The following is a 17405-nucleotide window of genomic DNA, read 5'->3' as shown; positions in this document are numbered from 1 at the left end:
GGGCTGGTCGGCCCCAGACGGCGTAGTGTCCACCGTCACAGCCTAGGGGGTGCACCCCCGGACGGGGGAGCCTGGATCTACCCTGGAGGGCGCTTCGCCGACGCAGCACCACCAATCCCGTGAAGGACCTCGCATGGCATCCACGCCAGACTTCGCCTACTCCGACCTGCTCCCGCTCGGGGCCGACCCCACCCCGTACCGCAAGCTGACCTCGGAGGGCGTCAGCACCTTCGAGGCGGGCGGGCGTCGCTTCCTGCAGGTCGAGCCGGAGGCGCTGCGGCTGCTCACGGCGACCGCCATGCACGACATCTCGCACTACCTGCGCCCGGCGCACCTGGCCCAGCTGCGGCGGATCCTGGACGACCCGGAGGCCAGCCCGAACGACCGCTTCGTGGCGCTGGACCTGCTGAAGAACGTCAACATCTCGGCCGGCGGCATCCTGCCGATGTGCCAGGACACCGGCACCGCGATCGTGATGGGCAAGCGCGGCCAGAACGTGCTGACCGCGGGCGCCGACGAGTCGGCGATCGCCCGCGGCGTCTTCGACGCGTACACCAAGCTCAACCTGCGGTACTCGCAGATGGCCCCGGTCACCATGTGGGACGAGAAGAACACCGGCTCCAACCTGCCCGCGCAGATCGAGCTGTACGCGACCGACGGCGACGCGTACAAGTTCCTCTTCATGGCCAAGGGCGGCGGCAGCGCCAACAAGTCGTACCTGTACCAGGAGACCAAGGCGATCCTCAACGAGCGTTCGATGCTCGCCTTCCTGGAGCAGAAGATCCGCTCGCTCGGCACCGCGGCCTGCCCGCCCTACCACCTGGCGATCGTGGTCGGCGGCACCAGCGCCGAGTTCGCGCTGAAGACCGCCAAGTACGCCTCCGCGCACTACCTGGACGAGCTGCCGACCAGCGGCGACGCGGCCACCGGCCACGGCTTCCGGGACTTGGAGCTGGAGGCCAAGGTCACCGAGCTGACCCAGAAGATCGGCATCGGCGCCCAGTTCGGCGGCAAGTACTTCTGCCACGACGTGCGGGTGATCCGGCTGCCCCGGCACGGCGCCTCGCTGCCGGTCGCGATGGCCGTCTCCTGCTCGGCCGACCGCCAGGCGCTGGGCAAGATCACCGCTGAGGGTGTCTTCCTGGAGCAGTTGGAGACCGACCCGGCCAAGTACCTGCCGGAGACCACCGACACTGCGCTGACTGGCGGCTCCGCCGCGGGCCTGGACGACTCGGTGGTCCGGATCGACCTCAACCAGCCGATGTCGACGGTCCGTTCGGAGCTCTCCAAGTACCCGGTGAAGACCCGCCTGTCGCTCACCGGCACCCTGGTGGTGGCCCGCGACATCGCGCACGCCAAGATCAAGGAGCGGCTGGACGCGGGCGAGGGCATGCCGCAGTACCTCAAGGACCACCCGGTCTACTACGCCGGCCCCGCCAAGACCCCCGAGGGCTACGCCTCCGGCTCCTTCGGCCCCACCACGGCGGGCCGGATGGACTCCTACGTGGACCAGTTCCAGGCGGCCGGCGGCTCGATGGTGATGCTCGCCAAGGGCAACCGCTCCAAGCAGGTCACCGACGCCTGCGCCCAGCACGGCGGCTTCTACCTCGGCTCGATCGGCGGCCCGGCCGCCCGGCTGGCCCAGGACTGCATCAAGAAGGTCGAGGTGCTGGAGTACGCCGAGCTCGGCATGGAGGCGGTCTGGCGGATCGAGGTGGAGGACTTCCCGGCGTTCATCGTGGTGGACGACAAGGGCAACGACTTCTTCGCCGAGACCACCGGCGCCGCGCCGCTGATCACCAGCATCCCGGTGCGCTCGAAGCAGTGAGCTGACACGTGATCAGGGCCGCTCACCGTCCTCGGTGAGCGGCCCTGACGCGTTACCGGACGGGCCCTAGCCGACCCTGACCCGGGTGGTCGCCGTGGCGTGGTCGGACGGGTGGGCCACGGCGGTGATCGTCACGGTGACCGTGTAGTCGCCGGCCCACATGTAGCGGTGGCTGCCGCTGACCGTGAACGGGCCGCCGGTCGGGCCGGTGACGGTGCCGGTGGAGCTCCGGGTGTCGTCACCCCAGTCCACGACGGCCGCGTACTCGGTCGCGGCGGCCTGCGGGTCGGGCACGGTGAAGCCGGCGACCGCTGCGGTGAACCGGCGGCACTCGCGCTCCGCCAGGTCCTGACCGGTGGCGGTGATCGGCGCGTCGGCCCAGTCGACGGTCACGGTGTTCGTGCGGTGGGTGGCGCCCGCCGGGTCGGTGAAGCTCGCCTCGATGCTGTCCCGGCCGGCGGCGCTGCCGCTGTACCGGAAGACGGCGTGGCCGTCGGCGTCCGTGGTGGCGCTGCCGGTCCGGCTCGCGTTCGGACCGCTGGTGACGGTGAACTCCACCGGGCCGCCGGAGTACGGCGCGCCGTCCTGGGCGATGGTGGCCGTGACCGAGGCGGTGCGACCGGTGAACGCCGACTGGGTCGCGGGGGCGAGGGTGGCGGCGAACGGCGGCTGCCAGTCGACGGTGACCGCGGCGGACTGGTCGGTCACGCAGGCCGAGTCGAAGACGCTCGCCGTGACGGTGTCGCTGGTGAGGCTCTGGCTGGTGTACCCGAAGTCGGCGTGCCCCGAGGTGGGGCTGTCCACCACGAGCGGCTTGGAGCCGGACTGGCCGGAGTTGGCGCCCTGGATCGCGAAGTCCACGCTCGACGGCAGCGTGCCGCCGTCCGGCACCGTCACCGTCGCGGTCAGCGCCGCCGGCCGGCCCAGGTACGCCGTCTGCGCCTGGGGTGCGAGGCTGATCGTGGCGGCGGGCAGCCAGGTGACGGTGATCGGCTCGGCGGTGTCCACCGCGCCGTTGTCCTCGGTGACGCTCATCTGGAGCTGCTGGACGGAACCGTAGGCGTAGGAGATCTCCTCGGTGGTGTCCCCCGAAGGGTCGGTCCACGAGGAGGCCAACGGGCCGGTGTTCGGCCCGGACACGATCTTGATATCGACCCGCACGTGGTCGACCGATCTGCTGGCGGACCGGACGTGCGTGGTGAGGTAGGCCCACTTCCCGGCGATCTGGGTCTGGGCCACCGGCTCCACGGTGATCGTGTACTGCGGCGGGTCGGCGGCCGCGGGCTGCGGCTGCAGACCGATCGAGAGCAGCAGGCCGAGCATCGTCGCGAGGAGCGCGAGCACGCGCCTTCGCAAGTGGAGCATGGGGTGACCTCCCGTAGTGGCTTTCTGACTTATAGTCAGCTCACGAACGGTCGGATCTCCTCCGTTGTCGGCAAAGTTCACCCGTTTACCTGGAGCCCAACGTGAAGCTCGGCCTGCACTACTGGAACTACTCCACCCCCGCCGACCCCGCGCAGATCGCCCCCACCCTGGCCCGTACGGCGCGGACCGCCGAGCAGGCCGGGATCGCCTCGTTCACCGTGATGGACCACTACTTCCAGATGGAGTTCCAGGACTTCACCGCCGAGGAACCGATGCTGGAGGGCTACACCACGCTCGGGTACCTCGGGGCGCTGACCGAGCGGATGACGCTCGGGCTGATGGTCACCGGGGTGATGTACCGCCACCCCGGCCTGCTGGCCAAGATCGTGACCACCCTGGACGTGCTCTCCGGCGGGCGGGCCCGGCTCGGCCTCGGCGCCTCCTGGTACGAGCGGGAGCAGCGCGGTCTCGGCGTCCCGTGGGTCCCGGTGGCCGAGCGGTTCGACCGGCTGGAGGAAACGCTGCAGATCTGCCTGCAGATGTGGAGCGAGAACAACGGCCCCTACCAGGGACGCCACTACCAGCTCGCCGAGACGCTCTGCGTCCCGGCCCCGCTCAGCCGACCGCGACCGCCGATCATGATCGGCGGCGGGGGCGAGCAGAAGACCCTGCGGCTGGTCGCCCGGTACGCGGACGCCTGCAACCTTTTCGGCACCGACGTGGACGAGGTCGCCCACAAGCTCGACGTGCTGCGCGCCCACTGCGCCACCGAGGAGCGCGACTACCAGGCCATCGAGAAGACCGTGATGTACAGCCGCCGCCCGGTGCTCGACCGGCCGGACGAGTTCCTCGCCGAGCTGGCCCGGCTCGCCGAACTGGGCGTCACCGAGGTCCAGGTGACGCCCAGCGGCCACCCGGCGGAGTTCGTCGAGCAGCTCGCGCAGCGGATCCTGCCCGCGGCCGCCGGGATCGGCTGACCGAGGGTCAGGCCTGCCCGGTCTCGAAGCGGCTCACCTTGCCGTCCTCGATCTCGAACCTCCACGTGGTGCGCATCTCGCCCCAGGTCTCGTTGCGGAAGCTCGCGATCAGCGCCCGTCCGCCGTCGGACTCGGTCTGCACCTCCATGTGCCCGTGCGAGGAGAAGATCTCCCGGTCGATCCAGTCGTACAGATCCCGGTCCGACCCGTCGTCCGACATGGTCGCGCCCTGGGTCAGCAGCGCGGTGAACGCGTCTCGGTCGTTGCCGTTGATCGCGGCGACCAGCGCACGGACGGTCGGGTCGGAGAGCTTGGCGACGGCGATGGGCATGGAAGGCTCCTCGGGGACGGGTCGACTGCCATCACCACTCTTACACAGGGTGATCGAATGGCGACCGAGGATCACCGGCGCGCCCACCTGGGGATCGGCGACCAGGTAGCGGGTCTCCTTGGAGGGGTGCGTTCACCGGAGCCGATCGCCGTCAGCACCCGCCGGGCCTGCGCCTCGCACAAGGCGAGAGCCCCCGGGGTCGTCGGGGGCTCTGCGGGGGCGGCGGAGGGTCTCCGCGTAGTGCCACCGGACAGCTACCTGGTGAAATCAAGCCAAAGTGAGGGGCGGCCGCCCCTGCTTTTCAGTGGGTGTTGATTATCGAACCGGTCGGCTGAGCAGTACCGCCGTCGCCGGCCTGGAGCGGCGTCTGAGTCGGGACGGCGGTCGAGTCGGACGGGAGCGCCGGGGTCGGGCCGGGCTCCGTGTGCTGGTCGGCCGCCTGCGCCGTGGGCTGGACAGCCTCGACGAGGAAGTCGTCCAGCTCATCGGTCTGCTCCGGAGCAGCGATCGGAGTCTCGTTGTCGGCCATGGCCGAACCACCTCTCAGGGGCGCCTGTACTGAACCGCCCCGGTCGGTCTGACCGCGGCGTGGGGACAGTATCGTAGGGGTCGTTAAATGTCTTATAAACAGCCCTCCAAGTGCACAAACTGCCCGATTTGCCCTTCCTGACCAGGCATTGCATCCGGAGCATGGGGGGCGACACTTCGAGGTTCGAAGTAACAGGCCATCGGGGGACCCTTATGGAGCTTCAGGCAACGCCGCACAATGCCGTGCTGCGCTTCCAGGTGCTCGGACCCGTCCAGGCCTGGCGCGACGAGCAACCCCTCGCGCTGGGATCACCGCAGCAGCAGGCGATCCTGACCGCCCTGCTGCTGCACCGCGGCCGTCCGGTGACCACCCAGGAGCTGGTCGACGGCCTCTGGGGCGACCGCCCACCGCCGCAGGCGGTGGCCGCGCTGCGGACCTACGTCTCGCGCCTGCGCTCGGTGATCGAGCCCGGGCGCGAAGTCCGTGCGCCCGCCGAGCTGCTGATCTCGGTGCGGGACGGTTATGCATTGCGCATTCCGGACGAAGCGCTCGATCTCTCGGTTTTCGATTCACTGCTCGCCGAGGCCGCGCAGGCCCGGCAGAACGCCAGTCCCGAGAAGACGCACCAGCTGCTGACCTCGGCGATCGCCCTGTGGAGCGGCCAGCCGCTGGCCGGGATTCCGGGCCCGTACGCCGAGGCCCAGCGGCAGGGTCTGGTGGAGCATCATGTCGCGGCCCGCGAGGAACGCAGCGCGACTGCGCTCGAAATCGGCATGCACGCGGAAATCGTCTCCGAATTGAGCCACCTCACGGCGGAACACCCGTTGCGCGAGCGGTTGCGGGAACTCCTGATGCTCGCGCTATATCGCAGCGGGCGACAGGCCGAGGCGCTCAGCGTCTACTCGGCCACCCGGAAGTTGCTGATCGAGGAACTCGGTGTCGAGCCCGGTGCGAGCCTGGCCGCGATGCACTCACGGATCCTCTCGGCTGATCCGACGTTGATGAATTCCACAACGGAACCAGGAATTCCGGTCAGCGAGAGCGGGCCGGTCCCGGTGCCCACCCCGCCCGCCCAGCTGCCCGCCGACGTCTCGGACTTCAGCGGTCGCGCGGCCCTGGTCACGGACCTGCGCGAGGTACTGGGACGGGCCTCGGGCCAAGCCGTCGTGGTGACCTCACTGGCCGGCATCGGCGGGGTCGGGAAGACCACCCTGGCCGTCCATGTCGCGCACAGCGTGCGCGCCGAGTTCCCGGACGGTCAGCTCTACGTGGACCTGCGCGGGGTCAGCCCGACGCCCGCCGATCCCGCAGTGGTGCTCGGCGACTTCCTCTTCGCCCTCGGGGTGACCGAGGCACCGGAACCGTTCGACCAGCGGGTCGCGCTCTACCGCTCGGTGCTGGCCGACCGGCGGATGCTGATCATGCTGGACAACGCCCATGACGCGCAGCAGATCGCCCCGCTGATCCCCGGGGTGGCCGGCTGCGCGGTGCTGGCCACCAGCCGCTCCAGGCTCGCCGGGATCCCCGGCGCCCACCTGTTCGACGTCGAGGAGCTGACGCCCGCGGAGGCGCTGGAGCTGTTCGGCGCGATCGCCGGACGGCACCGGGTCGAGGCCGAACCAGAGGCGGCACTCGCCGTGGTGACCTCCTGCGGCTTCCTGCCGCTCGCGGTCCGGATCGCCGCCGCCCGCCTCGCCAGCCGGCCCCGGTGGACGGTCGCGGACCTGGCCAGGCGGTTAGCGGACCAGCGGCGCCGGCTGGACGAACTGCAGCTGGGGAACCTGGCGGTGGAGACCACCCTGGGCCTCGGCTACGGCCAGCTGCGGCCCACCGAGGCGCGTGCCTTCCGGCTGCTCGCCCTGGTCGACTGCCCCGATCTGCCGCTGTCCGCCGTGGCCGCGCTGCTCGGCACCTCCGAGGACGAGGCCGAGGAGGTGGCCGAGGCGCTGGTCGAGGCGAACATGCTGGAGTGCTTCACCCCCGGCCGGTACCGGTACCACGACCTGCTGCGGCTCTTCGCGCAGAAGCAGCGGGAGAAGGTCGCGGACCTGGCGGACACTCAGGCTGCCCTGTTGCGGCTGCTGGCGCTGCTGGTCTCGACGGTCCGCAACGCCGCCCAGATCCTGGAGCCGGACGACCAGCTGATCGAGCCGCTCCAGTTGCTGACCCACCCCGGGGAGCCGTTGAGCGGTGCGGACGCGGCACGCGGCTGGCTGCGGTCGGAGCTGGCGCTCATTCTCGGCGCCATCGACGAGTCGATCGACGGCACACCGGACCTGCTCCGACTGGCGATCGATCTGCTGGTGACCCTGAACACCGTGGCGGACGAGCCGAACCACGCGGAGCGGATCCGTCGGACCCTGGCCATCGCCGACACGGCGGCCAGCGGCCGTTCGGACGACGCCGCACTGGCCCGGGTGCGGTTCGCCCTGGCCTTCTTCGCCTACATGACCGGCGACTACCGCGAGGCCGAGCAGTGCTTCCGTGACTGCCTCGACCTGGTCGGTACTCAGACACCGGGCCTGCGTTCCGCCGCGAGCAGCGCGCTGGGCAGTGTCCTGACCGCCAGCCGTCCCGCCGAAGCGCTGCCGTTCCTCGTGGAAGCCCGCGACCTGTCCAACGCCCTCGCGGCGATGGGCAGCTCGGCCCGCATCCAGGGGAACATCGCCCGGGTCCATCTGAAGCTCGAACAGTGGGACGAGGCCGTCGAATCCGCCGTGTCCGCCGTCGCCACCGCGCGTGCCTCCGGCAATGTTCGCTGCCTGGCCGACACCCTCTACCAGTTCGGTGTCGTGCTGCGCGCCACCGGATCGGCAGCCGAGGCGGCGGCCCAGCTCAGCGAGGCGCACCAGCTCTACCAGGACCAGCAGCAGCGGCTCTGGGAGGGTCTCTCACTGGCCCGGTTGGCCGGGTGCCTGCTGGCGGACGGTCAGCTGGCCGAGGCCGCGAAGGCCGCCGAGGAGGCGCTCACCATTGCCACCGAGATGGACACGGCCTACTGCCAGGGCCTGGCCAACGCCGCCCTCGGTGAAGCGCTGCTCCGCCTGGGTCACCCCGGCCGCGGTCTGACCTGCCTCACCGAGGCGCACGAGATCTTCACCCGGCTCGGTGTGCCGGAGGCCCAAGCCGTGCGGGGCCTCATCGACGAACAGCACACCGAGCCCGACTCCCCGTTCGCGCCGTAGCCACCGGGGCTCCCCCCGCGGGGCCCCGTTCCCCGCTCCCCCGTGCCCCGGTGTCCCCCCGATGTGGGAAGCGCTGATCCCCCGATCAAGCGGTGACCCCGCAGCCCCCCGGCTGCGGGAGCACCTCTCTGCGCTTCCCCGGCGCTGACAAGACTGTGACAGTCGGCGATTGACATCCAATAAACGGGGGCGGGGCTGTGCTGACCGGACCCGTCGGGTCGGCCGGACGGGCGTGCGGGACCGGCGCTCACCACCCCTGCCCGCCCCGCTGCGCTTCCGTCGAGCCGCCGCTGACCAGCCGTATTGGTCCTGACCCGGACGAGTTGGCCGGAAACGGCCTCCACAGCATCGTGATCGCGCATATTCTCAAAGGCCAGGTGGCACGTGCGGGAGGGCGGTGCCCCGGACAACGCGGATGGAGTGGGCTCGACAAGCGGTGCGGCGCGGGAAAGGTGCCTCTCAATCGTGACGACGGGACAGATATCGGACCCCGCCCGGGGCAGGACCGCTGGGACCACTGCGTCCACCGGGACCGCACCGACCTGCCGCAGTGCCGAACGGACCCTGCAGGCACTGGCCTTCGACGCGATCGGCACTCGGTACAGCGAGGCGTTCCCGGCCAAGGCGGGCCAGTTGGCCGCCGGCCGACGGCTGTTGGACGAGCTGGCGCCGGGTGACCAGGTGCTCGACATCGGCTGCGGCATCGGCGATCCGACCACCCGTCAACTGGCTGCGGGCGGGCTCGCGGTCACCGCGGTGGACCTCTCCGACGGCATGCTGTCGCTGGCCAGGCAGGCACTGCCCGGGGCCGCCGAGTACCACCGGATGGACTTGTTCGACCTGGCCACCGAGCGCGCCGAGACGGCCTGGGGGCTGCCCGCGCTCGGTCCCGCGGGGGCGGGCACCTTTGCCGCCGCCACCGCGTTCTTCTCATTGATCCTGCTGCCGCAGCACGAGATCCGGGTGGCGCTGGGGCGGATCAGGACACTGCTGCGGCCGGGCGGGCTGCTGGCGCTGGGGTTGGTCGAGGCCGATCTGGACGACTATCCGATGGTCTTCCTCGGCCAGGAGATCAGAATCAGCGGCTTCCTGCGCGAAGAGCTGACCGAGGTGCTGCGGCAGACCGGCTTCACGGTGGAGGCGTTGAACGGCCGGCCGTACGCGCCGGCGTGTACGGCGCTGCCGCCGGAGGAGCAACTCTTCCTGCACTGCCGTCGAACCCCCTGATCAACCCGTCCCACCCCGACCAGTAAGAACGGGCACCCGTGCGCGACCTTCCCTCCCCCCAGGCCGGCCGGCCGCCCGCCGTCCCGACCCAGCGCCACCCGCCGCCCGGAGCCCGCAACCCCGCGCCCGCCGGCCCCTCACCGACCGTGCCCGCCCCGGCCGTGCCCGCGCCCGTCCCCGCGCCCGCCGGTGGTGCCCCGCTGAACATGAGGGTCCGTCAGGCGCTGACCGAGCGGCTCGCCTACCTCAACAACGCCACCCGACTGATCAACACCAGCCTGGACCCGGCCGTCACGGTGCGCAGCCTGGTCAAGGTGCTGGTCCCCTCGCTGGCCGACGCCGCCCTGGTCCACCTGCGCGAACGCACCCCCGACGCCGGCCGGGACCGGGACCGCCGGGCCCCGGTCGAGCTGCGGCTGCACCGGGCCGAGGGGACCAGGCTCGGCCACGCCCGACGGACCGTCACCGCGCAGCCCGGCGGCGCACTGGACCGGGCGCTGCACAGCCAGGCCGCGGCCGGCCCGGTGGTGCTCGGCACCGCCGAGGGCGAGCGGCTGCGCCCGTTCTTCGTCGAGCTGTACGGCGCCCGCGCGCTGGCCGGTCTGGCCCGCGGCACCGCGCTGCTCGCACTGCCGCTGTACGGTCGGGCCAAGCGCGGTCGGCGCGGGGAGAAGGACGACGACACCGCGCTCGGGCTGCTGGTGCTGATCCGGCGGCCGCAGACCGACCAGGAGCGCAAGGAACCGGCCCGGTTCGATCCGGCCGACACCCAGACCGCGGCCCACCTGGCCACCCTGGCCGGGCTCGCGGTGGACACCGCGCACCGCTACACCCGCGAGTCGGAGATCGCCAACAGCCTGCAGCGCAGCATGCTGCCCACCCACCTGCCGCAGCCGCACGGGGTACGGCTCGCGCACCGCTACCTGCCCGGCGAGAGCGAGGCGCAGGTCGGCGGCGACTGGTACGACGCGATCCCGCTGCCGGGCAACCGGGTGGCGCTGATCGTCGGGGACGTGATGGGGCACTCGCTGACCTCGGCGGCCGTGATGGGCCAGCTGCGGACCAGCGCGCAGACCCTGGCGGCCCTCGACCTGCCGCCGCACGAAGTCCTCTACCACCTCGACGAGCAGGCCCAACGCCTGGGCCGCGAGGAGCACTTGGCGACCTGTGTGTTCGCCGTCTACGACCCGATCGCGAACCGGATCGTGGTGGCCAACGCCGGGCACATGCCGCCCGCGCTGATCCACCCGGACGGGCGGGCCGAGCTCCTGGAGGACCTGCCGGCCGGCGCGCCGATCGGGGTGGGCGGGGTGGACTTCGCCTCCCAGGAGCTGGACGCACCGCCCGGTTCGGCGCTGCTGCTCTTCACCGACGGGCTGGTGGAGAATCCGCGCCGACCGATCAGCACCGGTCTGGAACGGCTGCGCAAGCGGCTCTCGCACGCGCACCAGCACTCCCCCGAGCAGATCTGCCAGGAGGCGCTGCGGATCCTGCCGCCGGAGGACCGGGCGGACGACATCGCGCTGCTGGCGGCGGCCTTCGACGGGATCCCGGCGGAGGACGTCGCGTACTGGTACCTGCAGCCGCGCAGCGAGACGCCCGGGCGGGCTCGGCGGCTGGCCGGGCACGCGCTGCGGCGCTGGGGGTTGGAGTCGCTCGCGGCGAACACCGAGCTGATGGTGAGTGAGCTGGTCACCAATGCCGTCCAGCACGCCAAGAAGCCGGTCACGCTGCGGCTGGTCCGCACCTCGGTGCTGCGCTGCGAGGTCGGCGACGACAGTCCCGCCCTCCCGCGCCGCCGCAAGGCCGGTCCCGAGGAGGAACGCGGCCGCGGCCTGGAACTGGTGGCCAAGTGCGCCGACGGCTGGGGCGCCACCCGGCTGGGCGGCGGCAAGGTGGTCTGGTTCGAACAGCGCCTGCCGCCGCGGAGAGGCTAGGGCCTGTCCGGTCGGTCTTGCCCGGCGTCGCGCCCGGCAAGATCGGCCGGACAGGCCCTAGAAGACTGATGAAGATCTTGGTGTGATCCGGGCGGCTGCCCTCAGGCGGTGGCCCGGATGTGCCAGGTGGTGCCGTTGTGGTCGAGTCCGAGGTTGATGAGTGTTCGGAGGTTGAGGGCGGCAGCGCGGGTGTGGAGCCAGGCGTTGTTCTTGATCGTTCCTCGATAGCGCAGTCGGCGGTTTCCGTGTCCGACGAGCCAGGCCACGGCTCGTTCGACCGGGGGCCGCCATCGGCGGTAGGCGGCCTGCCAGGCGGGATCGGCGGCTTGTTGCCGTGCGGCGCGCTGGAGGTCGTAGCCGGGCTGGATCCGCAGGGCCTTGCCGGTCTTGGAGGTCGTGCACCGCTCACGGAGCCAGCAGCCGGTGCACCGGTCCCCGAAGTTTGCCGAGCGGGGAAGGTCAGGGCCTCGATCGCGCGAGAGCGCAACGGTCGTGCCGGCTGGGCAGGCGACCGTGCCCCCGGCGGTATCAATGCGGAAATCGTCCAGGACGAACCCGCCCGCAACAGCGGGTCGTTGCGGCACCGGCTTGAAGTAGAGGCGGTGGCCGGCCAGGGCCTGGCGGGTCCCTCCGGTGGAGTACGCGGTGTCGCCGAACGCCTCCACCGGCTCGGTCTCGGCAGCGAGTAACTCGGCAGCGACGGCCGCCTCGTGGTGTTCACTGCCGCTACCGGGGGTGAGCTCGACGTCGGTGTAGATCACGGTCTCGGGTTCGACGGCGAGGTGGGCCTTGTAGCCGTCCTGGTGTCGGGTGCGGGTCTTGTGGACGTGCCGGGCCTGGGGATCGACGGTGGAGATGACGCGGTCAGGTGCCGTCCCTTGGGTAATGCGCCAGCGCCCGTCACGCCCGTCGGAGCCGTCGGCCGGCTCGACGTCCTGCCCGGCGACCAGGGCCAGGATCCCGACCGCGTTCGCTGCCTTCTCGCCCAGTTGCTGCTCGGGCAGGTGCCCGAGCAGCCGCAGCGCGTCGCCGACCAGGGCGTCCACCAGATCGGCCCGGGCCTGCTGGTCGTTCCAGGCGATGCGGGGCTTGCCCGGATCGCGGTAGTCGTGCGCGGTGCATTGCACGGCTGCGACCGCCTCGGCGCCGGGGACCTCGCGGATCACCGCCCGGACGGCGGCAATCAGCTGGGTGACGGTGTCCTGAGTGGCGACCGCGTCGTCCAGCACGGTCGAGTCAAGCGCTCGCTTCTGGCGGCCCTTCAACACCCCGGTCGCCTTCACGACCTCCCGCACGGCCTCGAACACCCGGTTGGGCTGGGCAGAACGGGCCAACCGGCGGCGGAAGTAGGACAGCAGCGACGGGTCGAACGCCGTGTCGTACAGGCCCAGCCCGCAGGCGGCCTTCCAACGAAGGTCACACCGTAGTTCCTGCACCGTCTCGAAGTCGGACAAGCCGTGCAGGGCCTGCAGCGTGATCGCCGCGGCCAGGATCTGCGGAGGCATGCTCGGGCGGCCGTTCGCCGACGGATACATGTCCGCGAACATCTCCACTGGAAACACCCGGCCACGATGCTCGGCCAGGAACGCGAACACACTGCCCACCGGGATCAACTCCCGGCAGGTCTCCCACACATCCGGCCCGACCGTCTCCCCGGCCCATTCCCCCATCGCCACAAGACGAGTCTGGCCCCACCGCTTGCTCGGTGGGGCCAGAACCCAACATCTTCATCAGCCTTCTAGCGCGGGAGGCGGCGCCAGAGCGGGCGGGGGAGCAGGCGCAGGACGGCGGAGAGCGGGCCGAGCTTGCGGGGGATCCAGACCACCGAGGCGCCCGAGGAGACCGCAGCCGCGACCGCAGCGCCGACCTCGGCCGCGGTGCTGGAGGCGGGTGCCGGGGGCATCCCCGCGGTCATCCGGCCGATCACGAAGCCGGGGCGGACCAGCAGCACCCGTACCCCGCTGCCGTGCAGCGAGTCGGCGAGCCCGCGGGCGAACGCGTCCAGCCCGGCCTTGGCCGCCCCGTAGACGAAGTTGGCCTTCCGGGGCCGCACCGCCGCCACCGAGGAGAGCACCACGATCAGCCCGCGGCCCTGCGCCCGCAGGTGCGGCACGGCGGCGAGCAGGGTGGTGACGTGCCCGGTCAGGTTGGTCTCGATCAGCGCCCCGGCGGCCCGCGGGTCCTGGTCCAGTTCGGCCTGCGGGGTGAGCACCCCGGCGGCCGAGACCACCAGGTCGATCGGCCCGGCGGCGAACAGGTCGTCCACCAGCCGCCGGTGGCTGTCCAGGTCGGTGGCGTCGTAGGGCACCGTCCGCACCGAGTACGGCAGCGAGGCGCCCAGCTCGGCCATCCGCTGCTCGTCCCGGCCGGCCAGGATCACCTCGGAGCCGGCCGGCGCGTCCAGCGCCCGCAGGATCTCGTGCCCGATCTCGCTGCCGCCGCCGAGCAGCAGGATCCGGCCGGGCCGGCGCACCCGTCCGGCGGCCGTCACTGACAGAACCTCAGAATCTACCGACACAGTCCCAGTCTCCGTCCCAGATCGGATCGCATGGTGTCATCCGGATCGAGCAGGGCGCGCGCGGCGCGCCAGTCGTCCAGTGGTCCGTACATCGCCTCGAAGGCGGTCCGGCCGAGTCGGGCGTCCTTGGCCAGGTAGACCCGGCCGCCGGCTTCGGCCACCCGGCGGTCCAGCACGTCGAGCACGGCGTCCAGGCGGCGGCCGCCGGCCGGCATGTCGACGGCGAGCGACCAGCCGGGCAGCGGGAAGGAGAGCGGGCAGCCGCTGCCGGGGCCGAACCGCTTGAGGGTGCCGAGGAACGGCGCGGCGCCCACCCGGCGCAGCGACTCCAGTGCCTGCGCGATCAGTCCGACGGCCGGGTCCGGCACCGCGAACTGGTACTGCAGGAAGCCGCGCGGTCCGAGGGCCCGGTTCCACTCGCGCACCGCGTCCAGCCGGTGGAAGAACTCCGGCAGCCGCTGCACCGAGCTGCGTTCGCGCGGCGCCCGCCGGTACCAGAGCTCGTTGAAGGCGCGGGCGGTCAGTGGTGTGAACGGCCCGACCGGCAGCCGGGGCGCGCGCGGCGCCCGCGCGGGGGCGTACTTGAGCTCGTCCGCGCCGTCGGGCTCGTCCAGGTGGTCCCCGACGTCGACGATCCCGCGCCCGAGTGCCCGCCCGGTCGCGGTGGTGTCGATCCAGGCCACCGCGTACCGTCCGGCGGCGGTGTCCATCGCGGTGAGCAGCGCGTCCAGGTCGGCGGCCCGGTGCGAGCCGACCCGCAGTCTGGTCCCGCTGATCGGGATCAGACGGATGGTCGCGGCCAGCACCACTCCGGTGAGTCCCATGCCGCCCACGGTGGCCCGGAACTCCTCCTGATCGGGTGTCAGCAGGCGGACCTGTCCGGTGCCGTCCAGCAGTTCGATGCTGTCCAGCCAGGCGGCGAGGCTGCCGTCGGTGCGCTGGTTCTTGCCGTGCACGTCGGCGGCGACGGCGCCGCCGACGGTGAGCCGGCTGGTGCCGGGCAGCACGGGCAGCAGCAGTCCGCGCGGCACGGTGCGGGCCAGTACCTGGGCGAACCGGGCCGAGCCGGCCGCGCGGACCGTGCCGGCGTCCGCGTCGACCTGGATCTCGGGCACCGTGGCGGGTGCCAGGACCACCCCGCCGCCGTTCTGCGCGGCGTCCCCGTAGCTGCAGCCGGCGCCGCGGGCCAGCACGCCGCCGGCCGGCCGCCCGGTGACCAGCTCGCGCAGCGCGAGGGTGGTGAGCGGACCGAGGACGGCGCTGCGGCTGCCGGTGCTGCGGCCCCAGCCCTGGAGCAGCACACCGGACCTCATGCCGTCCCTGCGGTGAAGAGCAGCAGCCATACCAACTCGCAGAGCAGCATCACCCGGTCACGGGTGATCAGGTCCTCGACCCGGCTCAGGGCAGCCCGCCCGGTCAGCCAGTCGAAGCGCAGCAGCGCCGCCGCCAGCGGCAGCACGGTCAGCAGGTGGCAGCCGACGCCCCAGGGGGAGCCGTTGAGCACCGCCCAGCCGAGGCAGGCGGCGATCATCGCGACGCTGATCGTGCGCTGGGCGGTGCGCAGGCCGCCCAGGGTGTAGCGGCCCAGGCAGGGGCGGTGGCTGACGGCGGCCGCGCCGAGTCCGGAGAGCTCGGTGTACCGCTTGGAGATCGCCACCAGCAGCGCGCCGAGGCTGCAGACCAGCACGAACCAGCCGGACGGCTCGACCTTGGCGGCGGCCGCGCCGCCGAGCGCGCGCAGCACGAACCCGGAGGCCACCATGGTCAGTTCGAGGACCGGCAGGTGCTTGAGGGTGGAGGAGTAGAGGAAGGACAGGGCCAGGTAGCCGGTGACGCAGGCGGCCAGGCCGGCGCTGCTGATCGCCACCGCGCCGGCCTCGGCCAGCACCATGCAGGCCACCGCGAGCAGCAGGGCGTGACGCTCGGTCAGGTCACCGGCGGCGACCGGGCGGGTCCGTTTGGCGGGGTGGCGGCGGTCGCGTTCGGCGTCGACCACGTCGTTGACGAAGTAGACCGCGCAGGAGGCGAGGGTGAAGACCACGAAGGCCAGCAGCGCGTAGTCCATGCCGACGATCCGGCCGCGGTCGGCGGCGGCCACCGGGGCGGCGAAGACCAGCAGGTTCTTCGGCCACTGGCGGGGGCGCGAGGTGCGCAGCACGGCGCGCGGCCAGCCGATCGCGCGGGTGGCGGCGGCCGCGGTGGGCACCGGCTCCAGTTCGGGAGCCGGTAGCACCGGGGGTTGGGCGGTCATCGGGCGTACACCGCGGTGAAGTCGCGGCTGGTCGGCTCGAAGTACCGGTCGGCGGGCCGCTCCTGGTCGGGCAGCAGCTTGACCGCGTTGGGGTTGACCGGGTCCTTGGTCTGCTCGTAGTAGTTGAAGGACATCCAGGCCGGGTTGATGTCCAGCTGCATCGCCTGCACGCAGCCGGCCTGGTGCAGCAGCTCGGCCAGGGTGCGGACGGAGAGCGCGGGGCCGTAGGCGTAGATCAGTCGGCCGTCCTGGGTGACCCCGGCGCCGGAGCGCCAGACGAAGAACTTGCCGCCGATGGTCAGGCCCCAGCCGCTCTCGATGGCCTGGTCGACGTCGGGGGCCACCTGGCCGTTGCTGACGATCGGGCGCAGGTTCTGCCGGACGCCGACCACCTCGGGGGTCATCGAGACGTCGCCGCCCCAGGTGCCGACGGTGGCGTGGCCGTCCTTGTAGAAGACCAGCGAGGCGGCGCCGTCGGTCAGGGTGCCGTGGGTGACGCCGTTGAGGAAGAAGCCGCCCCTGGCCTCGCCGACCTTGAAGCCGCCGTTGAAGCTGGCCAGCAGGCCGTTCCTGGCGTCGGACGGGATGTTCGGCGGCACGCCCCAGTTGTCGGGGCCCGGGTCGTCGGTGCCCGGGTGCAGTTGGAAGCGGACCAGGCGCTGGTCCATCGAGACCACACCGGCCAGGTAGGAGGTGTGCTCGTTGTCGGGGCGCAGCATGGCGGCCTGCACGGCGGCCACGCCCCTGGCGCTGCCGATCACCTTCCAGGCGCCCTCGCCGGGGATCGGGTCGCCGGCCGGGGAGACCAGCGGCGCGGGGTTGATCGGGGCGATGGTCGGCATCTGGACGTGCTTGCTCTCGTCGGCCCTGGCGGCGGCCGCGGCGGAGGAGACCGCGGAGGGGGCCGGGCCGATCGGGCCGAGGGCGATGGTGGGGCGACCGCCGACCTTGGGCGGGTTCATCTTGTACTGGGCGGTCTCCAGGCCGGTGACCACCGGTCCGAGGTGGTGGTCGCGGGCCCATTCGGCGAGCCGGGCGACCGTGGAGTCGTTGCCCGGCCCCAGCAGCGCCGAGCCGACCGACCAGCTGAGCCAGGTCAGGAAGACTGCGAACAGGGCCAGCACGACCCGTACTGAGCGGCGGTGGAGGAAGCGGCGCAGCCGACGACCGGGTCGCTTGACCGGCGGGAAGGGCTCACCACCCTCGATCTCCTCGTCCGGCCCGGTCTCGGTATCGGTCTGCGGTGCCACGCGACTC

13 protein-coding genes are annotated in these 17405 nt (G+C 72.0%); 5 read left to right on the top strand and 8 right to left on the bottom strand.

What is annotated here, in order from left to right; all coding sequences use genetic code 11:
• The first annotated feature begins 133 nt into the window (after window positions 1-133).
• A complete protein-coding gene (locus BR98_RS21350) occupies window positions 134-1828 on the top strand; it encodes a fumarate hydratase (protein ID WP_035846938.1) in 1695 nt (564 codons plus the stop codon).
• Between the two features lie 66 nt (window positions 1829-1894).
• Here BR98_RS21350 and BR98_RS21345 read toward each other — a convergent pair whose 3' ends face one another.
• The gene (locus BR98_RS21345) at window positions 1895-3193 is read right to left on the bottom strand and encodes an Ig-like domain-containing protein (RefSeq protein WP_157537873.1); all 1299 of its coding nucleotides are present in this window, start codon (window positions 3191-3193) and stop codon (window positions 1895-1897) included.
• Window positions 3194-3294: 101 nt separating this feature from the next.
• On the opposite strand from BR98_RS21345, the gene BR98_RS21340 reads away from it, so the two are divergent.
• On the top strand, window positions 3295-4170 hold the full coding sequence (locus tag BR98_RS21340) for an LLM class F420-dependent oxidoreductase (RefSeq protein ID WP_035846932.1): 876 nt from the start codon (window positions 3295-3297) through the stop codon (window positions 4168-4170).
• Window positions 4171-4177: 7 nt separating this feature from the next.
• Here BR98_RS21340 and BR98_RS21335 read toward each other — a convergent pair whose 3' ends face one another.
• Together BR98_RS21335 and BR98_RS21330 are read right to left on the bottom strand one after the other, a co-directional pair.
• Window positions 4178-4501 (bottom strand): hypothetical protein, encoded by a 324-nt coding sequence (locus BR98_RS21335; RefSeq protein WP_035846931.1) that lies wholly within the window; start codon window positions 4499-4501, stop codon window positions 4178-4180.
• 301 nt (window positions 4502-4802) lie between these two features.
• Window positions 4803-5030 (bottom strand): hypothetical protein, encoded by a 228-nt coding sequence (locus tag BR98_RS21330; RefSeq protein WP_035846930.1) that lies wholly within the window; start codon window positions 5028-5030, stop codon window positions 4803-4805.
• A 212-nt stretch (window positions 5031-5242) separates the two neighbouring features.
• Here BR98_RS21330 and BR98_RS21325 point away from each other — a divergent pair, with 212 nt between their 5' ends.
• The 3 genes from BR98_RS21325 (at window position 5243) to BR98_RS42080 (ending at window position 11379) form a co-directional block, all read left to right on the top strand.
• The gene (locus tag BR98_RS21325; protein ID WP_035846928.1) at window positions 5243-8215 is read left to right on the top strand and encodes an AfsR/SARP family transcriptional regulator; all 2973 of its coding nucleotides are present in this window, start codon (window positions 5243-5245) and stop codon (window positions 8213-8215) included.
• Between the two features lie 465 nt (window positions 8216-8680).
• Window positions 8681-9442 carry a class I SAM-dependent methyltransferase gene (locus BR98_RS21320; RefSeq protein WP_232247476.1) on the top strand — a complete coding sequence of 254 codons (762 nt, stop codon included), beginning with the start codon at window positions 8681-8683 and terminating at the stop codon, window positions 9440-9442.
• A 38-nt stretch (window positions 9443-9480) separates the two neighbouring features.
• Window positions 9481-11379, top strand: coding sequence for an ATP-binding SpoIIE family protein phosphatase (locus BR98_RS42080; RefSeq protein WP_035846925.1), 1899 nt, complete (start codon window positions 9481-9483; stop codon window positions 11377-11379).
• Between the two features lie 101 nt (window positions 11380-11480).
• Here BR98_RS42080 and BR98_RS21310 read toward each other — a convergent pair whose 3' ends face one another.
• From BR98_RS21310 to BR98_RS39520, 5 genes are all read right to left on the bottom strand, one after another.
• Complete coding sequence (locus tag BR98_RS21310) at window positions 11481-13049, bottom strand: IS1182 family transposase (RefSeq protein ID WP_051969118.1); 1569 nt, start codon at window positions 13047-13049, stop codon at window positions 11481-11483.
• A gap of 68 nt (window positions 13050-13117) precedes the next feature.
• Entirely contained in the window at window positions 13118-13870 is a 753-nt protein-coding gene (locus BR98_RS21305) for an SDR family NAD(P)-dependent oxidoreductase (RefSeq protein ID WP_198042263.1), read from the bottom strand.
• A gap of 17 nt (window positions 13871-13887) precedes the next feature.
• Window positions 13888-15210, bottom strand: coding sequence for an FAD-binding oxidoreductase (locus BR98_RS21300; RefSeq protein WP_035846922.1), 1323 nt, complete (start codon window positions 15208-15210; stop codon window positions 13888-13890).
• Window positions 15207-16148, bottom strand: coding sequence for a decaprenyl-phosphate phosphoribosyltransferase (locus BR98_RS39525; protein ID WP_051970016.1), 942 nt, complete (start codon window positions 16146-16148; stop codon window positions 15207-15209). Before BR98_RS39525 ends, BR98_RS21300 begins: the two co-directional genes overlap by 4 nt.
• Window positions 16145-17398: a phosphodiester glycosidase family protein gene (locus BR98_RS39520; protein WP_035846920.1), complete on the bottom strand. Its 1254-nt coding sequence runs from the start codon at window positions 17396-17398 to the stop codon at window positions 16145-16147. Before BR98_RS39520 ends, BR98_RS39525 begins: the two co-directional genes overlap by 4 nt.
• Window positions 17399-17405 lie beyond the last annotated feature (7 nt).

Origin of the sequence: Kitasatospora azatica KCTC 9699 (assembly GCF_000744785.1) — a bacterium.
Taxonomy (GTDB): domain Bacteria; phylum Actinomycetota; class Actinomycetes; order Streptomycetales; family Streptomycetaceae; genus Kitasatospora; species Kitasatospora azatica.
The sequence above is the reverse complement of the archived record's forward strand: the minus strand, read 5'-3'. Positions and strand labels throughout refer to the sequence as shown.